Origin of the sequence: Mesorhizobium sp. M0152 (assembly GCF_040322415.1) — a bacterium.
Taxonomy (GTDB): domain Bacteria; phylum Pseudomonadota; class Alphaproteobacteria; order Rhizobiales; family Rhizobiaceae; genus Mesorhizobium.
In genome coordinates this window covers 23,219-40,510 of sequence record NZ_JAMYTH010000010.1, presented here as the reverse complement: position 1 = coordinate 40,510, position 17,292 = coordinate 23,219, and the positions used below count along the sequence as shown (strand labels likewise).

Genomic DNA, 17,292 nt, shown 5'->3' with positions numbered 1-17,292 from the left:
AGCCGCTCCGCCACGGGTTCGCCCGTAAGTTGAACCGAACACATCCAGATCGCGACTATGCATTGCTCGCACGCGCCGATGGTTCGAATTGACGGAGTGTTCCAGTGGCCGGTCCTTGGGAAAAATATCAGACGACGCCTGACGTGCCGCCCGGCTTCCGCATCGTGTCGCAGCCCGCGTCAAGCAAGCCGCGCTTCCCTGGCGTTCCTGTTGATCTCGCCAGCGATCCGTGGGCCGCTTTCCCTGACGCTCTGGCGGCGAAGCAGCCGCCGGCCAGCCCGATCGGGCCGTTCCCCGGCTTGCTGGAGCAGGGCAACATTGATCTGAAAGCCCGCCCGATCGTCAAAAACGACGACGGCTCCTACAGCACTGTGCGGTCGATGTCATTCGAGAACAACGGCGGCCAGGAAGTGCTCGTGCCGACGGTCGCTGATGGCAAGATCCTGAGTGATCGGGCCGCCATGGAACTGTACGGCAAGACCGGGCAGAACCTTGGCAAATTCGACAACCCGGCCCACGCTGACATGTATGCGGGAGCGCTCCACAAAGCGCAGGACCAGCATTACGGCGCGCAGGCACAGCCCGCCGGGAATGTGTTCGACCAGTTCGACACTCCGGCCGCGCCGGGCCTTTCGCCGGGCTTCAAGATCATCTCCCACCCAGCCAGCGCGAAAGCGGCGCGAGTGGGCAGCGGCGCATTTAGCTCGACCAACGCCGGCGGTACTGCCGAGGGGCCTTGGACGAAGTACCAAGCGGCTGCCGAGGCGCCGAATGATCTCGACCCGGGGAAGAGCGATCCTTGGGTGGCCTTTCCTGACACTATTCCGGCCGGCTTCAAAGTTGTCGGCCAACCAGGCCCTTGGGATAAATACGCTGCTAGGGCGCAGAGCACTGGAAGTCCGATCGAGGTAAAGGCGCCCGACGGGACTACCGTGCAGTTTCCTGCTGGCACGACCGATGATGTCATGGCGAAGGCCATGCGCGAGACGTTCGGAGGGCCTTCTGATAAGCTGTCGGTCGCAAAGGACGTTGGCCTTTCCTTTGCATCCGGTGTTCCACGGGGAGCCGTTGAAACGGCAATGACGCCGATAACCCTCAACCGGGTTGGCGAAGGTATTGGAAGTTGGCTGTTCGACAAAGCGGAGGGGCCAGTGCGGTCCGCGCTCGGCATGGAGCCGGCAACTCCTGGGCCTGAGCATGACCGGTTCAAGGATTTCCTGATCAACCCCCTCACGGGCGCGGTGAATTACGGCCTCCGCACGATCACCGGCAATGACAACGCAGATTTGCGCACCGGGATCTATGACGCGCAGGACCGTACGCGCGAAGGCATGGACGCGGTGCTGCATAAGCCCGAAACCACGACCGGAAAGTACGCCGGCACTATCGGCGAATTCGCCGCGCCTGGCGGGTTGCCAAGCAAAGCGGCGCGGCTCGCCGGAACCGGCCGCGAAATTGCTCGCCACATTGCGGAAGACATGTTCGGCAACGTAGTGATGCCGGCCGTTGCTTCCGAGGCATCCGGCCAGGCGACAGAAGGCACGCCTTACGAAGGCCTGTCGCGCTTTCTCGGCGCGCTGTTCGGAAACGCAGGGACCGCGGCAGGCCGTGCCTACAACGCGCCCGAGAGCGTGGTGCGCCGTGCGACCAGCGAAATGACTGATGCTGATTGGCAGCGCGCGCTCGGCCTACAGGACAACACTACAGGCGTGCGCCTAACGGGGCCGGAGGCCATCGCTCAAGCCACCAACGGAGCGAGCGCGCTACCAAACCTTCTGCGCGTTGTCGAAGGCAGCGTAGATGGCCGCGCACGGACCGCACCGTTCTTCACCGCGCGGCCGGCGCAAGTTGATCAGGCCGTCACGAACGTATTCGATCAGATCGCCCCGCAGAGCGCGCAGCCGTATTCGCTGGGTCCGCGGGCTGCGGAGGCTGCCGCCAATGTGATCGATCAGACGCGGCAAGGCATCAACGGTCAGACGCGCCCGCTTTACGACGCCGCACAACAGCAAATCATCCCGCAGCCGCAATTCGCGCCGATCGCCGCCGACCCGCGTTTCGCCGCTGGCCTGGCGCGCTTGCGCGGAAACCCGGAACTGGCTCCCGACTATGCGCATCTGCCGGACAGTTCCATCGGCGTTGTTGACGCCGTGACGAAGGATTTGAACGCCCGTGGCGAAGCGCTTTCGACCGTCACCAATCCGCTCTACGGCCCCGAGCTCGCCAGTCGCAGCACAGCAAGCGCTGCGGAGGCACGAAACCTCGCAACTAACCATTCGCCGGAATACGCCCAGGCGCTGGCCGAACAGGAAGCACTGCGCCGCACGGTCCTCAACCCGCTCGAGCAAGGTCCCGTAGGGCGCGTGGCGGCCGCAAAGGACACCGCCGGCGCTGGCAATGCTATCCTGCCGCAGAATCCGCTCACCGGCTCCGCTGGCGAGGCTGCTGGCGCCACCCGTCGATTGGTGGCTGAAGATCCGGCGACGACGACACAGCTCGTGCGCCAGAACCTGGCAGACCGCTTTTCCAAAGCGAACACTGAAACTCAGGAGGGCGTTCGGGACTTTGCCGGCGCCAAGTTCCACAAGGACGTCGCCGGCAACGACGCACGCCAAGAGGTGCTCGACGCCGTCCTGCGCCAAATTCCTGGTGGGCAGGCGGCCGTCAGCATGCCGGAACTGCTAGACGTCCTCCAGGCCACCGGACGGCGCAAGCAGATCGGCAGCGCCACGGAGTTCAATCGGTCGATGAATGCTGACCTGGGTGGCGCCGCGTCGCCTACCGGCATGGCCGTCAATCTTGCCAAGTCGTTGGGCACATCGGTCGTCAAAGCCGGCGATGTTGCCAAGCGTGCCGCACTGCGCAGCAACCTCAAAACCTTGGCCGACATGTTCATCGATCCGCGGTCAGTCGAACTCATCCGAAATGCCAACAACCGCGGCGCCAGGATCGGCTTCGGCGAGGCATTGGCGCGCACGGGCGCTGAGACCGGCGGTACGCTTTACGCTCCACGTGGCGATTGAGGTTACGTGCCGCGCGCACTCGATCACGTGGACGACGCGAATTGCTTTCCAACTGCCTGTTCCAGCACCGGTTGCGCAGCTTTCATGGCTTGAAACATCACCGCGAGGGCTGCGCCGAGGGTTTCCATATCCTGCTTTTTTTGCATCAGCTGGACGTGCTTTTTAACCTCATTTATCGAGGTCTGGAGCTTTTTCACGGGAAGTTCTTGCTCGGGCGGGAGGTTGACCGTGAACGCACCGAGACCGCTATAGAGACGGACCAGGCTTGCCGAAATCTCTTTGCGTTTTGCCGGGTCGACCGCGCCGCTCGTCCCTACCTCTTCGGTGAACGCGCTCAGCAATTCCTCGAACTTCTTGTTCTCTGCGACGAGGCCCTGAAACTCCTGGACCTTCATCTCTTCGATCCGGTTTACGCGAGCCTCGTACAGCGACCAATAAACGCCTGCACCGCCAGCGGCGCCGGCCGTAAGCGACGCCACTACGGTCCCAAGAATGTGCGCGCGAGCAAATTCTTTGATCGCCTTCAGCACTGTCTGCGCTCCTCAAAGCGGTATAGAAACGTTACCGCGCCCCATTATATACATATTCGTGGCCGAATTTTTAATTTCCAGCCGAGGGGATTTCTTTCTTTATCGTTACGTCCGTCTTAAGGCCAACGGTATCTTTGGTAGCCTCGCGCTTCGGGCAGACCTCGTTCTCCCACAAATGAATGTTGGCGTACATCTCCATGGTCTGGCGTATATCCGTTTCGAGCTCCATGTCGCAGATTGAAGTCACGGCGTTGGCAGAGTTCAACACTTTCGTGTCAGCCGCCTCTTGCGCTGTCACGCCCGATCCCGACAAGGCCAGCATCGCCGACACGTAGCCGGCCATGGCGGCCTTCTTCATAGGGCGCCCGAAGTATCCCGGCGAGTGTATTTCGACATTTACGCCACCAAAATAGGTTTTATCATAGTACTTGTCGATGGCTTCGTGAAATCCCATCGCAAGAAACAATTCAAGTTCGCCATTCTTCAAGGCAAGATATTGAGACGCGAAGAAATTGGTGAGATCGACAGCCTTATTTAGATCGTTTAGATCGATATCATCTTTTGTGACGCGGATGAGATTGCCGGACGACTCTTTCCACACATAGTCGCCGTAGGCGTGGGTATATATCTCTCGCCGGTCGTCTTCCCGCGTGACCTGGATGATGGCTTGTCGATTCTGCATGAGCCGGATCAGCCGCCGGTTAAACTGCTGTTTGGACAGATTCACCGGCAGCCACTTCACCTTGCGGGCAGGGATGGTCTCATCGGGATAGCGGTGGCTTGTGACCGTGAAATCCGGGTCGAAATCATTCATCACCTCGCCGAAGAAGACGGTCGAGCCATACCCCTTTCCCGGGACGATGATCAAATCCCCAGCTTTCGCCTCGGTGTAGAGATCGTGAACTTCATGCACAAATCTCGGTGCGTCGACTGTGACTGTAGTTACTGCGTAATCGTCCGGATTTCGGCTCGGTTTGTCGTCCGGATTTGATCCGCGCCGCCTCCAGATCCCGATCCGTCTCGCCATCCGAAGCTTGTTACGGAGGCTCGTGTCGTTCAGGTCGGGCGCTGTGGGGAACGAAATGCCAGGAAGGTCGAGAAACACCGAGTCCGAAGCTTGAAAGTCGCCGTAGAACCGCTTTCCTTCACCGGGATGCAGCACGAAAATACGATGATTATCCGGCAGAATGCGAATTGCCGGATCGACAATTATTGACATTTCACCCCCGCGAATCGGTCGCCAAGCACATCATCTAGCCTAGAACTTTGGGCTTGTCAGTTCGCTGCCCAAATCTTCCACCGGTTTGAAACATTAGACAAGCTCTAGTGCTTGCGCCCCAAATCTACTATTCTAGTAGTTGCCGGAACCGCGCAGAATTCGGGCACCTGCACCAACCGCTTCGGATCCCACCGGGGCTGACGTCAACCGACTTCCAACCAGCATCTCAAACGTGCAGCGCGAAGCAAGGCTCGGGCGCCGCGGTGCTATCTGGAAGCGACGTTCTGGTGCATCCGAATGCCGAATCCTGAAAAGCCGGTCATTGATTTCAGCTACCAGTACTACCTGCCCTACGGCACGCGGCTCGACAACGATCTCGCCAAGCTCGTCACCGCGATCGACGGCACGATCGATTCGCTCGCCGACGTCCGGCGCGCCGACGGCGCGCTGCCGAACGAAAAGGTCACGGTCGACAGCCTCTCCCCGACGGTCCTGGCGCTGCTGCGCAGCGACGGGCCGGCAGGTCCAACGGGACCGACTGGTCCGACCGGAGCCGCGTCCAGCGTACCTGGTCCTGCCGGTGCCACCGGCCCGACCGGCGCGGGTGCCACGGGGGCGACGGGGCCAAGCGGAGCAATTGGACCCGCCGGTGCGACTGGGCCCGCCGGCACGACAGGACCGACTGGGCTAGGCGCTACTGGCGCAACAGGCCCGATCGGCGCGACGGGCGCCCCTGGCGCGACAGGGCCGACCGGGATCGGCGTTACAGGCCCCACCGGTCCCATCGGCGCAACGGGTCCGATCGGAGCTACAGGGCCGACAGGCAGCGGAGGAGCGACCGGTGCGACTGGTCCCGATGGCGCTACAGGCGCTGTTGGCCCGACTGGTGCCACGGGCCCGATTGGAGCGACAGGCCCTGCCGGCGGCCCAACTGGCGCGACGGGGCCAGCCGGTGCCACCGGACCCGACGGTATCGTCGGCGCAACGGGTGCAACTGGTCCGGCAGGATCGAACGGGGCCAACGGCGCCGTCGGCGCGACGGGACCGACCGGTGTCACAGGATTGACCGGGGCAACTGGCCCCACGGGCGTCACCGGCACAACGGGTGCTACGGGACCGACCGGAGTGACGGGAGCAACGGGCGCCACCGGCCCGACGGGCGTCACCGTGGCCACGGGGCCGACAGGCCCGAATGGCGCCACCGTCAACACGCAGACTGCGAACTACACGCTCGTCATAGGCGACGCGAACAAGACGATTGAGATGAACCTGGCTGGCGCGAACACGCTGACGTTCCCGCCCAACTCGTCCGTCGCGTTCCCTCTGAACACGGTGATCAACTTCGCGCAACTCGGCGCCGGTCAAATGACCATTACTCCAGGCGCAGGCGTGACGCTGCGCAACAAGAATGGACTGAAGACCTCTGGACAGTATGCGCTTGGCACGGCCTATCAGCGCGCCACCGACGAGTGGGTTGTCGGCGGGGACATGGCCCCATGATCGACATCGGGCCACCTCCACTCGTCCTCGCCCGGCCGGCAATAATCCGGCCGGCGCCAGTCGAATTTATCCATCCGTCCTTCCGGCAGATGCACGCCGGACTCGAGCCGGATCAGGCCATCGCCTTCATGCCTGGCTTCAGGAAGCCCGTAGCCGCGCCGGTGGATTTGGCATTTCAGGCGATCACGACGCATACCAATGAGGCGCAGACCGTCACTTTCACAGCAGTCGGCATCGGCGCCGCTGCCGCAGATCGCTACGTTTTCATCTTGGTCCCGTACTACAACGGCTCGACGATCCAGCCAGTAATATCCTCTGCCACCATTGGAGGCGTGGCTGCGACGATACACGCCAGTATTGTTGTCGCGTCTACCACTAGAGGTGGCTGCGCTCTGATTTCGGCGCTTGTTCCTACTGGAGCAACAGCAACAATCGTACTCAACTTTTCTGCTTCTGGGGCCGGCTTCTATAGGCCACGAATTGGTGTCTACCGGGTAGCCGGTCTGCAATCTACCAGCACGGTCGATCTGCTTACCTACAGTAACATCGGCAGCAACATTCCGCGCACCTTCACGGTGAACGTCGCGAAGGACGGCTTGGTCATTTTTGGGTGCTTCGTGTACGGCAACTCAATCGCTCGAACCATGAGCGTCATGACACCTGATTTTAGCGTTTCGCCAGTCGGCTCCGTCCAGTATCTCGGATCGGGCGCGACGACGGCAGCGTCTGGGACGCAAAGCTGCACGATCACTGGTGGCACGACCGCCCAATGGGCCGTTATCATGGCCTCCTTCAGATGAGGGCCGAAAATGCCCCGCCGATCAGTTGCGATTCCGGTCCTTATGCTGGCCTTCGTAATCAGGAATGCATGTGAAGAACACCGGTCGGCGGTCGCGGCCCGCAGCCTTGCAATCCGAGCAGCCGAATAGACCGACGAGATCCCAATGCATGGAACCATGATCAGGGCCGAGCCGATCGATCAACGCTTGGATGTCGAGCTTGGTCGACTTGCAGCACATGGCATGCCCGCAATTTACATACACGGTTTCGCGGGCGGCCAACGTGTCAGCGAGGGTCTTGGTCATCCTCTGAAGCGCTCCGTGTACCAAGTGATCTTGCCACCGACTTTCATCGGCTTGTGGATCATCAGGCGTTTGGGCAAGTGTTCCGGATGCACCTCTAGCAGCGTTATCTTGATCTGAGGCTTGCACCGGCTGCAATCGAACTTCAGCGTCTGGGGATCGACGCCGCCGCCATAGACCATCATCAAATCGGCCGATCGGCAGTAGCGGACATTGCCGCAGCTGCATTCCGCTTTCACAAGCATATTGTGCCGGGTCGCCTTCCCCAGCGTGTCGATCGGATCGTGCGCCATAGCTCATAAAAGAGGAACACATCCCTCTCTGGTCAAGGGGTGCTTGACTCTTTCGTTCTCATTTTGTTCACTGTGGGCAAATTGGAGACAGAACCATGAAGCCGATTACCGCGACCGAGTTCGAGCAGCCCGAAATTTACGCCACCGTAAGACGCGAGATGCCCGCCATCCACCGGACCGTGAGCAAGATGGGAAAGCAGCTACGAGGCCTGTCCGATGTCAGTCAGAAACAGGCTATCACCCAGCTTGCCGCCACCTGGATCTTAGCGAACTATCCGGAAGACCTCGATCTGGCCTTGTCCCTTTCAGACGCGATGCGCCATCAGGTCGACATTCATCTAAGAGAAATCAAGAAGGCCAGCGCGCGCCACTAGGGGGCAATGCATGTGCAATCTCTACAACATCACGACGTCGCAGGAGGCCATACGCCAGTTTACTGGCGCCTTGCGCGACATTCTAGGGAACCTAGAGCCCTCGATCGACATCTACCCCAACCAATTTGGAGCGGTGGTCCGCAACGCATCTGACGGCCTGCGTGAGTTGGCCAGTCTCCGCTGGGGAATGCCTACACCAACCGAACGTGTGAGAGGCAATTCTGACCCAGGCACGACGAACGTGCGCAATCCTCAATACGCACACTGGCAGCAATATGTCGGCACCGAACACCGCTGCGTTGTCCCGGTGACGAGTTTTGCGGAGCCTAGCCCCAACCCCACTGACGTGGACCCTGAGACTGGCATCAAGCGCAACTACTGGTTTGCGCTCGACGAAACCTGCCCGCTGTTTTTCTTCGCCGGCCTTTGGACGCCCTGGCATGGTGTGCGCAAGGTCAAGGAGGGCCCCGGCGATCACGAGGTCTACGGTTTTATGACGACCAAGCCAAATGCGCTAGTCGCCGGAATCCACGAGAAGGCCATGCCGGTCATCCTGACCAAGCAAGAGGAAGTCGAGACCTGGCTGAATGCGCCCTGGTTGGAAGCGAAACGCCTACAGCGCACCGCCCCCGAGGACGCCCTTGTGATTGTCGAAAAGCCAGCCACGCAGATCAAGAACCCGCAGCCAGCGCCGACGCAAGGGTCATTGTTCTGAAAGGAGGCATCCAAATGGCAGACCGCATCATCACTCTCGACAGCCGCCAAGAAGCGGCATTGCAGGCAGTCGCCGACAAGTTCGTCGCCTTGCACAAAGGTGACCCGATGAAGGCCCTCAAGGAAATGATCGTGCTGAACGGCCGTCTTCAGGAACAGCTTGATGCGCTCAAGGCCCCTCCTCTCGGGAAGCGCTGCGGATGAGCGACGAGCCTGCCAGACTTGCCGATGGCATTACTGCCGCGGCCCGCGAGCAGGTGCGAATTGAGAACCATGCTTGCGAACATGGCGGATGCGGATTCCGGGCTCCGTTCGGCTTTGCTCGGCCGCGACAAGAGCCGCACTGGTTCTGCTTGGCTCACCGGTCTGACGGTGATCGTTATCTTTAGGAGCGGCCATGTCCGATAATGTTCTGCCCGGGCAAAAGAAACCAAAGCTGATCGTTGTCGTCGCGTTCGACCGTGGCGAAGACGGTGAGTTGTTCACCGCTTATGGCCCGACGGACCAGCAGAGTGAAGATCGCGCTACCCGTACGGCCAAGGCGCTCGCCGCGCAACACGTCGGTGTCATAGCATGGAGCCGAGATGCAGACCCCGCGCTTGGTGACTATGGGCCGCCCACCGCGCTATTCGTCAGCGGCGAAGTTCCCGATATGGAATGATTAGCCCAATTGGCCGATACGAAACCGTCCATGCTGGCAGATGATCGGGTATCGGTCAGCCGGCCGGCCATTCCACACCGGAAAGCGATTGCTCAAAAGGTCGACCTCACCAGGATGGGCAAACTAAGCGCGGCACCATGTCGGGAATCGTCGATTTGACGAAACCGCGTCCACACATCTTAGCCGAAGCTCACATCACCACCTTGGGGAAGATCAAAAAGGGAACGGACTGCGAACCAATTGACCGCGGCTCTTGCGGCGACGCATCGCCTCGAAGATCACTTCGAAGACGCTTTCGACTTCGCTGTCGATTTCATTGGCGCCGATACCGGCCCTCTCAGCTGCTGTCATCAACTGGTCTGCCAAGTCGCTCGCGGAAATCGGATCTGCCCGCGCCACAATGGGCAGTTGCTCGGCCACCCAACTGCCGAGAAACTTTAGGCCGCGTGCGCTCATCAACCTAGACTCCCACTGTGGTGCTTAGGTTCCGGCGGAAGGTTCCGCGGCGGCTTCGTCGACCTCGGCTTCCATCTCGTCGCTGACAGTCTTGGTCTTACCCAAACCGGCCATCGGCACACCGTCGAAGCCTTGCAACCACGCGTCGGCATGCTCTTCCCAATAAGCTGGCACCGCACGCTCGTTGCCATCCTTGAGCGCCTGTGCGCCGTACATCCAGGCATAGCCGGCGCGCTCCTGGTCCTTCTTAGCTACCGCCATTCCCATTCTCCTCGCGGAAATCCTGTAGCGAAGCGTGCCGCAGATCATCCTCGCCGCGCAAGTGCTTTACCCGGCCAATGATGCCAGGCTTGACCCATTGCGTCGCCGGCCGCTTCATGCCCTTCGGCGCCGGGCCGGCGTGCTCCTGGACACGCTTCCAAAGCCGCTCGCGGATGGCGCGACTGGAATTGATGAAGGCCGAGCCGACATAGTTCCCGGTGTTCCGATCGGCCATCAGCGCGAAAGCAGGCTTGCCCGCCTCGCGCTCAACGCCCAGCAATTCGTATTCGTCGATCGTGAAAGCCTTCGTCTTCAGCCAAGCGGTAGACGGGCCGCTGCGATATTTGCTGTCCCGGCGCTTCGACACCATGCCTTCAAGGCCGGCTTGGTCGACCAAGTGAAAGATCGCATTCGCCTCGCCCGGCAGTGGCTGGCTGAATTGAATGCGCTGGCCCTCCGGAATTAGCGAGGCGAGGATTTCGCGGCGATCCTCCAGCGGCATGTCGCGCAGGTCATGGCCATTGAGGTGCAGCAGATCGAACGCAACGAAATAGAGGTCGTGCTGGCGCCGGGTGACCGCCTTGCGCAGCGCGGCGAAATCGGAGAGGCCATCGTCATTCAAGACGATGATTTCACCGTCGACGATCGCGCTTTCAACCTCGAGTTCGCCCGCGGCCTGAGCGAGATCGCGATACTTCGATGTCCAGTCGAGGCCGCGCCGGGTGAAGATGCGGACGCCGCCTGCATCCTTGACAATCTGCGACCGATAGCCGTCAAACTTCACCTCATGAATCCAGTCGTCAGCCTCGGGGGGCCTGTCCACAAGTGTCGGCATCAAAGGCGGAATAAATTTCAGACGCATGAACTGACTCGCGAACCCGCGATTCAATTAGTTTTAGCTAAAATGGTTCCGAAACTGCAAATGGCAGGCGCGGTGCAACAAAGCTGGGATAGCCGCGTTGCCACCTATCGGAATGAGGCAGCGATGACTAAGTACCAGGTGGAAGAGATCGAAGGCGACACGGTGGTGTCGTCTGGCATCGTCGTGGAGAACGATCCGATGAAGGCCGCCGAAGTGACGGCGGGCCAAAGAGTCTCGCCGAGGGCATTACAGGACCATTGGTTCCGGGTTGTCGATGAAGAGCAAGCCGCCGTTTACGAGTATAGCTTGGCCGGGCCCGACGAACGTCCAGACCCCGCGGAATGGACGAAGCTGTCAGACCTCGGCCCGCCGATCCACGGCAAGCTGCATGGCGGGGAGCCCGCTAACGACGGCGTGGATCACTTCTACACGTGTGCTGTCTGCGGCCAGAGAGTCGACATGCGCGATCTGCGTCAGGTCACCTGGCATGAGCTGCCCGGCCATGAGCCGTTGGAGCTCGATTCTTAGGTCGTCCAACGTCCTGGGTCCAAGCCGACCCAGGCGGCAAGGGGCGGCAGCCGTCAACTAGGCTCATCCTCAACCAAGCGGTACCGGAAGTGATTGCGGATATGCTCGTTGAAATAGCGGCCCTTGGCGAAAGCGACCCGAAACGCGGCAAATGTCTCGGGCGGCACTTCCTCGAACTGGTATCGTTTGCCGCTGGCCACGAACCACACCGAGAGCAGTTTGCGTTCGGGGTCGTATTCCGTTTTGCGTATCGAGGTCGATGGCATGCCGCCGATCCATTTCGCCTGCCGACCGCCCGCGGACCGGCGCGCCCCCTTGGAAGAAGAAGAACCGGATCGTCGTCCTGTTGTTCCAAAACGCGAGTTCCGACAGACAGCCGCCACTTCCTGAGTGTTCCGCCTCTGGACTCAAGTCGGGAATGATCGCATTCTCCCCGTGGGGAAGAGGGCTTGGACAAATCTCGCTACGACAATCGGTCTGATCAGTGGCGCAAACGGACCGGCGCCAAGGTTCGGCGTGCGCGCCTGGTGGCAGGCATCCCGAAGCGGCTGATCTTCGTGACGGTGGCGGCGGTGGCTGTCTTCATTGCGCAGTTCGTCGTGCAGCATAGTGAAGGCGCGCCCGACCTCAACATATCCCATTGGATTGGTCGATCGCCGGAGCCGATCGCCGGCCTCGCTTCGGTCCTCGACGGCGACACGATCGAAATCCACGGGCAGCGCATCCGCTTCAACGGCATCGACGCTCCCGAGTCAGCGCAGCAGTGCGACAACGCCAAGGGCTTTCGATATCAGTGCGGCGCGAAGGCCGCGGCAGCGCTCGACGGGTTCCTGGCCGCCTCCAGGCCGGTCACATGCGCCTTTGTCGATTGGGATCGCTATGGCCGCTTTGTCGGCGACTGCCGGCGCGCAGACGGCGCCAGCGTGGCCGCGTGGATGGTCGAGCACGGCGAGGCACTGGATTGGCCGCATTACAGCCACGGAGCCTATGCGGCGCAGCAGGCCAAGGCGGAAGCGGCAAAGGTCGGGTTGTGGGTTGGGGTGTTTCAGGCACCTTGGGACTGGCGCGCGGCGCACGCCGACGGCGCGTCGAGCCAGCCGCTCGGCATCGTCAGCCGCCCGCGGGTCGCGCAGAGCGGCTATTCATGCGAGCCGCGGCGGACGTGCAAGCAGATCGGGTCGTGCGAGGAAGCCAACTGGTATCTACAGAACTGCCCGTGGGGCGGGAAGCTCGACCGCGACAAGGACGGCGTAGCGTGCGAGACGCTGTGCTGAGCCGGTGTAGGGGAGACCGAAATGACGTGGGTCGTTGGGATTGGTTTTGGTCTAGTCCTTCTTTTCGCCTTTCCACGCCACATGTTGGGCTTGATTGGGCTGATCGCGATCGGCGCCGCTATCGTAGCCGGGTACTACTGGAGCCAACAACGCGATCAACAGCGAATTCTCAGTGACGTTGGGATTAGTGCGGAACACTCGACTCGATGCCCGCCGGCTACCCCGATGCTCGTGACATTTCAAAATGGATCGAAAACTGTGATCACGAAAATATGGTTCGCCTTAGAAGGGTACCGGAGCGGCCACAGTGACGCAGTTGTCCGTAACTCGTATCTCTATAGTGACAAGATACTAGCGGTAGGTGAGACCTATGCCGCATGCTGGGCTACGGAAAGCTATTCGACGGGATCGACCGATTATGCATCGCTAAGTTGGAAAGCCATCGGGACCAATACACAATCACGCTAACGCTGCTATGGCTGAAAGCCCAAGCCACAACATATGGATTTTGGTGCTTGACACGATACAAAAAGTGAGTCCGCGGAAGTGGAATCGAGCAAATGTTAGCTTGACATTAACGCGAACTAACCGACATTAAGAGACGAAAAGTCGCCCTGCCTTGCCGAATTGTCACCGGATGGTGTGCGTGCTTGACGCTCGTCAAGATAGGCAGGCAGGGCGCAACCCTCACCGAAAATCCCAGACGTCCTCGATTTTGGCCTTTATCATTTGCCGCCATCGATCTGCGTCGTCGCGATTGTCCCTATACGACCGGGCGATAGCGCCGGTGCACATGTCGGCCAACTGGACTAGGCGATCGTTCCTTGAATCAGAAAACCGAACCGAACGGATAGCGCCCTTTTCGGTATGCCGACGTAGATAGCTGGAGAGTTCCTGTTTGAAAACGCGCTCTCCCGAGCCGTCGATAACAATCCTTGCGTCCTTCAGCAGGCCATTGTCGAACTTGAGCATGGACTTAACAAAAAAGCTGTAGAACGCCTCTTTGTTGGACCGGAGATAGCCACTCTGTATGCGTTCCTTCTGAACAGCTATCGCCCGGATACAAAAGTCGAAGGGCAGAACTGCATCGAAAAATGCATCTCTGATTTCTGGTCGGCTCTTGCTAAACTTAAACTCCGGGAAGACCCTCAACTGTTTTGAAACAGCGTCAATTGCGGCCTGCACCTCCAGCGAGACGGCTCTGTCGCTGAACGCCACAAGTGCCAACACGAAAGCAGGGGACGATCCTTTTGAGACCTTGAAGCCAGGGTCACCCGACTCATCGATGAAGACCAACATCTTATTAGATGAGCGAAGTTACTTGGCTGGAGCAAGGAGAAAACCGGCTTTCCCCAAAGCCAAACACCCACCCGGCCTGCCGACCGTGCTGCCCCGGTGCTGCCCGAAACACGAAAGGCCGGATCCTTTGACCCGGCCTTTTCCGTAACCGCTTGATTCCCTGAGGAAACTGGAGCGGGTGAAGCGATTCGAACGCTCGACCCCAACCTTGGCAAGGTTGTGCTCTACCCCTGAGCTACACCCGCTCACACGGCCCTTGGCCGCAAGCCGGGCCTATATGGCTGAAGAGCGCGGCGATTGCAACAGGGAAATCGCAGCCTTTTTTTGACACGACGCTAGGCTGTCGGCAGGCCAGCCCGACGCCAGCCCGGATTTGCGCCTCGTCGTGCGATAGTCTTGTGTCGGCCGCACGATTGGCCGTAAACGGGCATGGCAGGAAACCGACGAAGAAGAATATCCATGCCGAAGACAGAAGCCGAATTGATGACCTTTCTTGCCGAACTCGGCATCGCCGTTTCGACGAAACGGCATCCGCCTCTCTACACCGTTGCCGATTCGCAGGCGCTGCGCGGCGAAATCGCCGGCGGACACACGAAAAACCTGTTCCTGAAGGACAAGAAGGACAATTTCTTCCTGGTCACCGTCGGTGAGGACGCGGTCGTCGATCTCAAGCAGATCCACCAGGTGATCGGCGCCGCCAGCCGCGTTTCCTTCGGCAAGCCGGAGATGCTGATGGAGCTTCTGGGCGTCGCGCCGGGCGCGGTCACCGTGCTTGGCGTCATCAACGATGCGGCGGGAAGGGTCAAGGTCGTGCTCGACGCGGCGCTGATGGAGCATGCGGTCATCAATGCGCATCCGCTGACCAACGAGGCAACGACGTCGATCGCCGCGGACGACCTGATCAGATTCGTCGAGGCAACGGGGCACGATGCTGCTATCTTGAAAGTCTCGGCATGATCGCCACATGGATGGCGAACCGACTTCCAATGAGAGACGTTGCGCCGACCCGCCGGCCGGCGGCGACCGAAAGGATGACGAGATGAGCGACAACAATCCGTTTGGCGGGTCATTCGGCGGCAGTGGCGGCCAATATGCCGCTACCGTGCAGTATGGTGGAACCGAACCAGCGCGGGCGAAAGGCGCTCTCGGCGAAGCGCCTGCCGACGTCATCAAGGACACGACGACCGCCGGCTTCGCCGCCGACGTGATCCAGGAATCGCGCCAGCAGCCGGTGCTGGTGGACTTCTGGGCCCCATGGTGCGGTCCTTGCAAGCAACTGACCCCACAGCTGGAGAAGGCGGTCAAGGCTGCCGGCGGCAAGGTCAAGCTGGTCAAGATGAACATCGACGACCATCCCTCGATCGCCGGCCAGCTTGGCATCCAGTCCATTCCGGCGGTTATCGCCTTCAAGGACGGCCAACCTGTCGATGGTTTCATGGGCGCCATACCGGAGAGCCAGATCGCTGAATTCATCACCAAGGTCGGCGGCAAGGGCAACGGTGCCCCGGCCGTGGCCGAGGCGCTGACGGCGGCGACCGAGGCGCGCGGCGCCGGCGACATGCAGACCGCCGCCGACATCTATGACGCCGTCCTGGCGCAGGCGCCGGAGACGGTCGAGGCGATCGCCGGGCTGGGCGAGATCTTGTTCGAGGCCGGCGACACCGAAGGCGCCGAAGCGCTCCTGGCCACGGCGCCGGAGGCCAAGAAGGATGCGCCGGCGCTCGCGGCGCTCCGCGCCAAGATGGCGCTGGCCGCGCAAGCGGCCGAACTCGGCAACCCGGCCGAGTTCGAGCGGCGCCTGGCCGAGAACCCCGGAGATCACCAGGCGCGCTTCGATCTGGCCATGATCCAGAACGATAGGGGCGAGCGCACGGCGGCGGCGGACAATCTGCTGGCCATCATCAAGGCCGATCGCACTTGGAACGACGACGACGCCAAGGCGCAATTGCTGCAATTCTTCGAGGCATGGGGCATGACCGACGAGGCGACGCTGGCAGCGCGGCGCAAATTGTCGTCGCTGCTGTTTTCCTGAGCCGGTTGCTGTTTCGTCGCACGGGCTTGCGGCGGGCCGTGACTGCACCAGATTAGGAGGGCCGGCCTGGCAGGTCCGATTGTGTTTGCCGCTGGGGCAGAAGCCGGATCACGGCATGGACGCGCTTCTTGAACGAAGCGATCGGGAGGAATGAGGTGCAAGCGGGAAACGCGCATTACCGGCTCGCCAAGGACTTGCCGTCGACGATTCCGATCTTTCCGCTGGAGGGTGCGCTTTTGCTGCCGGGCGGCCGCATGCCGCTCAACATCTTCGAGCCGCGCTATCTGCAGATGGTGGACGAGGCGGTCGCAGGGCCACGTCTGATCGGCGTTATCCAGCCCAGCCTCGATGGCGCGTTGCGCCACGACGGCGAGCCGGAACTCTGCAATGTCGGCTGCGCCGGGCGCATTATCGCCCTGTCCGAGACCGGCGACGGCCGCTACCTGATTTCGCTGCAAGGCGTATGCCGGTTCCGCATCACCCATGAGCTGACCGTCAAGACGCCGTTTCGCCAGGGCAAACTGGCGCCGTTCCTCGCCGATCTCGACGAGGACCAGGCCGCGAACGAAATCGACCGCCCGGCGCTGCTCAGGGCGTTTCGCGCCTATCTGCAGGCCAATGACCTGGAAGCCGACTGGGAAAGCGTCAGCAGGGCCGAGAACGCCATGCTGGTCAACGCCCTGTCGATGATGGCGCCCTACGGCCCCGCCGAGAAACAGGCGCTGCTCGAGGCGGCCGATCTGAAGACCCGGGCCGAGACGCTGATCGCCATCACCGAAATGGCGCTGGCGCGCGAGAATGAGGATTTCGGTTCGAGTTTGCAGTAAGATGTGCCGCTATTCAGGTGAAGCCGGCCTGACCTGAACCTCAACACATCTTGGGCACTGAGAAGAGGACACGATGGCGGCGGACGGACGTGACGGAAAGAAGACCAATGTCGACCCCAAGCTGCTGGAGCTCCTGGCCTGCCCGCTGACCAAGGGGCCGCTGGCCTGGGATCCGGAACGCGGTGAGTTGGTCTCGAGGCTCGCCAAGCTCGCCTATCCGGTGCGCGACGGCATCCCGATCATGCTGCCATCGGAGGCACGGGCTATTTCGGCCGAGGACGTGTTGTCGCCGCCACGTTTGAGTGGGTCGTCTTGAGCAGGAGAGCCCACCCACCACTTCGTCATCCCTGGATTCCT

General features: G+C 61.0%; 22 protein-coding genes and 1 tRNA gene. 13 read left to right on the top strand and 10 right to left on the bottom strand.

Features of this window, described 5'->3' with window-relative positions:
• The first annotated feature begins 104 nt into the window (after positions 1–104).
• Complete coding sequence (locus NKJ26_RS12935; protein ID WP_352695556.1) at positions 105–3,023, top strand: hypothetical protein; 2,919 nt, start codon at positions 105–107, stop codon at positions 3,021–3,023.
• 23 nt (positions 3,024–3,046) lie between these two features.
• On the opposite strand, the gene NKJ26_RS12930 is transcribed toward NKJ26_RS12935, so the two are convergent.
• Positions 3,047–3,553 (bottom strand): hypothetical protein, encoded by a 507-nt coding sequence (locus NKJ26_RS12930; protein ID WP_352695554.1) that lies wholly within the window; start codon positions 3,551–3,553, stop codon positions 3,047–3,049.
• A 70-nt stretch (positions 3,554–3,623) separates the two neighbouring features.
• On the bottom strand, positions 3,624–4,772 hold the full coding sequence (locus NKJ26_RS12925) for a hypothetical protein (protein ID WP_352695553.1): 1,149 nt from the start codon (positions 4,770–4,772) through the stop codon (positions 3,624–3,626).
• 297 nt (positions 4,773–5,069) lie between these two features.
• On the opposite strand from NKJ26_RS12925, the gene NKJ26_RS12920 reads away from it, so the two are divergent.
• Both NKJ26_RS12920 and NKJ26_RS12915 read left to right on the top strand, forming a co-directional pair.
• Positions 5,070–6,272, top strand: coding sequence for a hypothetical protein (locus NKJ26_RS12920; RefSeq protein ID WP_352695551.1), 1,203 nt, complete (start codon positions 5,070–5,072; stop codon positions 6,270–6,272).
• The gene (locus NKJ26_RS12915; protein WP_352695550.1) at positions 6,269–7,072 is read left to right on the top strand and encodes a hypothetical protein; all 804 of its coding nucleotides are present in this window, start codon (positions 6,269–6,271) and stop codon (positions 7,070–7,072) included. Before NKJ26_RS12920 ends, NKJ26_RS12915 begins: the two co-directional genes overlap by 4 nt.
• 21 nt (positions 7,073–7,093) lie before the next feature.
• On the opposite strand, the gene NKJ26_RS12910 is transcribed toward NKJ26_RS12915, so the two are convergent.
• Positions 7,094–7,357, bottom strand: a complete 264-nt coding sequence (locus NKJ26_RS12910) for a hypothetical protein (protein ID WP_352695548.1) — start codon at positions 7,355–7,357, stop codon at positions 7,094–7,096.
• On the bottom strand, positions 7,354–7,647 hold the full coding sequence (locus tag NKJ26_RS12905) for a hypothetical protein (protein ID WP_352695547.1): 294 nt from the start codon (positions 7,645–7,647) through the stop codon (positions 7,354–7,356). The genes NKJ26_RS12910 and NKJ26_RS12905 overlap by 4 nt, the downstream gene beginning before the upstream one ends.
• Before the next feature lie 95 nt (positions 7,648–7,742).
• Here NKJ26_RS12905 and NKJ26_RS12900 point away from each other — a divergent pair, with 95 nt between their 5' ends.
• The 4 genes from NKJ26_RS12900 to NKJ26_RS12885 all read left to right on the top strand — a co-directional run bounded on the left by NKJ26_RS12900 (position 7,743) and on the right by NKJ26_RS12885 (position 9,396).
• Entirely contained in the window at positions 7,743–8,021 is a 279-nt protein-coding gene (locus tag NKJ26_RS12900; RefSeq protein ID WP_352695546.1) for a hypothetical protein, read from the top strand.
• Positions 8,022–8,031: 10 nt separating this feature from the next.
• The gene (locus NKJ26_RS12895; protein ID WP_352695545.1) at positions 8,032–8,736 is read left to right on the top strand and encodes an SOS response-associated peptidase; all 705 of its coding nucleotides are present in this window, start codon (positions 8,032–8,034) and stop codon (positions 8,734–8,736) included.
• A gap of 14 nt (positions 8,737–8,750) precedes the next feature.
• Positions 8,751–8,939, top strand: coding sequence for a hypothetical protein (locus NKJ26_RS12890; protein WP_352695544.1), 189 nt, complete (start codon positions 8,751–8,753; stop codon positions 8,937–8,939).
• 193 nt (positions 8,940–9,132) lie between these two features.
• Entirely contained in the window at positions 9,133–9,396 is a 264-nt protein-coding gene (locus NKJ26_RS12885) for a hypothetical protein (protein WP_352695542.1), read from the top strand.
• Positions 9,397–9,609: 213 nt separating this feature from the next.
• On the opposite strand, the gene NKJ26_RS12880 is transcribed toward NKJ26_RS12885, so the two are convergent.
• The 3 genes from NKJ26_RS12880 to NKJ26_RS12870 are packed head-to-tail and all read right to left on the bottom strand — an operon-like array spanning position 9,610 to position 10,975.
• Positions 9,610–9,852: a DUF768 domain-containing protein gene (locus tag NKJ26_RS12880; protein WP_352695541.1), complete on the bottom strand. Its 243-nt coding sequence runs from the start codon at positions 9,850–9,852 to the stop codon at positions 9,610–9,612.
• 24 nt (positions 9,853–9,876) lie between these two features.
• Positions 9,877–10,113 carry a hypothetical protein gene (locus tag NKJ26_RS12875; protein ID WP_352695539.1) on the bottom strand — a complete coding sequence of 79 codons (237 nt, stop codon included), beginning with the start codon at positions 10,111–10,113 and terminating at the stop codon, positions 9,877–9,879.
• A complete protein-coding gene (locus NKJ26_RS12870) occupies positions 10,100–10,975 on the bottom strand; it encodes an ATP-dependent DNA ligase (protein WP_352695538.1) in 876 nt (291 codons plus the stop codon). Before NKJ26_RS12870 ends, NKJ26_RS12875 begins: the two co-directional genes overlap by 14 nt.
• Positions 10,976–11,035: 60 nt before the next feature.
• On the opposite strand from NKJ26_RS12870, the gene NKJ26_RS12865 reads away from it, so the two are divergent.
• On the top strand, positions 11,036–11,503 hold the full coding sequence (locus NKJ26_RS12865; protein WP_352695536.1) for a hypothetical protein: 468 nt from the start codon (positions 11,036–11,038) through the stop codon (positions 11,501–11,503).
• A gap of 53 nt (positions 11,504–11,556) precedes the next feature.
• On the opposite strand, the gene NKJ26_RS12860 is transcribed toward NKJ26_RS12865, so the two are convergent.
• Positions 11,557–11,769, bottom strand: a complete 213-nt coding sequence (locus NKJ26_RS12860; RefSeq protein WP_352695535.1) for a KTSC domain-containing protein — start codon at positions 11,767–11,769, stop codon at positions 11,557–11,559.
• 183 nt (positions 11,770–11,952) lie between these two features.
• On the opposite strand from NKJ26_RS12860, the gene NKJ26_RS12855 reads away from it, so the two are divergent.
• On the top strand, positions 11,953–12,777 hold the full coding sequence (locus NKJ26_RS12855; protein WP_352695534.1) for a thermonuclease family protein: 825 nt from the start codon (positions 11,953–11,955) through the stop codon (positions 12,775–12,777).
• 687 nt (positions 12,778–13,464) lie between these two features.
• Here the strand turns inward: NKJ26_RS12855 and NKJ26_RS12850 are convergent.
• Positions 13,465–14,076, bottom strand: coding sequence for a DUF3800 domain-containing protein (locus NKJ26_RS12850; RefSeq protein ID WP_352695532.1), 612 nt, complete (start codon positions 14,074–14,076; stop codon positions 13,465–13,467).
• Positions 14,077–14,246: 170 nt separating this feature from the next.
• Positions 14,247–14,321: transfer RNA gene (locus NKJ26_RS12845), tRNA-Gly, on the bottom strand.
• Positions 14,322–14,535: 214 nt separating this feature from the next.
• Here NKJ26_RS12845 and NKJ26_RS12840 point away from each other — a divergent pair.
• From NKJ26_RS12840 to NKJ26_RS12825, 4 genes are all read left to right on the top strand, one after another.
• Positions 14,536–15,033, top strand: coding sequence for a prolyl-tRNA synthetase associated domain-containing protein (locus NKJ26_RS12840; RefSeq protein ID WP_352695531.1), 498 nt, complete (start codon positions 14,536–14,538; stop codon positions 15,031–15,033).
• An 82-nt stretch (positions 15,034–15,115) separates the two neighbouring features.
• Positions 15,116–16,108 (top strand): thioredoxin, encoded by a 993-nt coding sequence (gene trxA / locus NKJ26_RS12835; RefSeq protein WP_352695529.1) that lies wholly within the window; start codon positions 15,116–15,118, stop codon positions 16,106–16,108.
• 155 nt (positions 16,109–16,263) lie between these two features.
• The gene (locus NKJ26_RS12830; RefSeq protein ID WP_352695528.1) at positions 16,264–16,935 is read left to right on the top strand and encodes an LON peptidase substrate-binding domain-containing protein; all 672 of its coding nucleotides are present in this window, start codon (positions 16,264–16,266) and stop codon (positions 16,933–16,935) included.
• A 73-nt stretch (positions 16,936–17,008) separates the two neighbouring features.
• Positions 17,009–17,251 (top strand): Trm112 family protein, encoded by a 243-nt coding sequence (locus NKJ26_RS12825; protein WP_027025704.1) that lies wholly within the window; start codon positions 17,009–17,011, stop codon positions 17,249–17,251.
• The last annotated feature ends 41 nt before the right edge of the window (positions 17,252–17,292 follow it).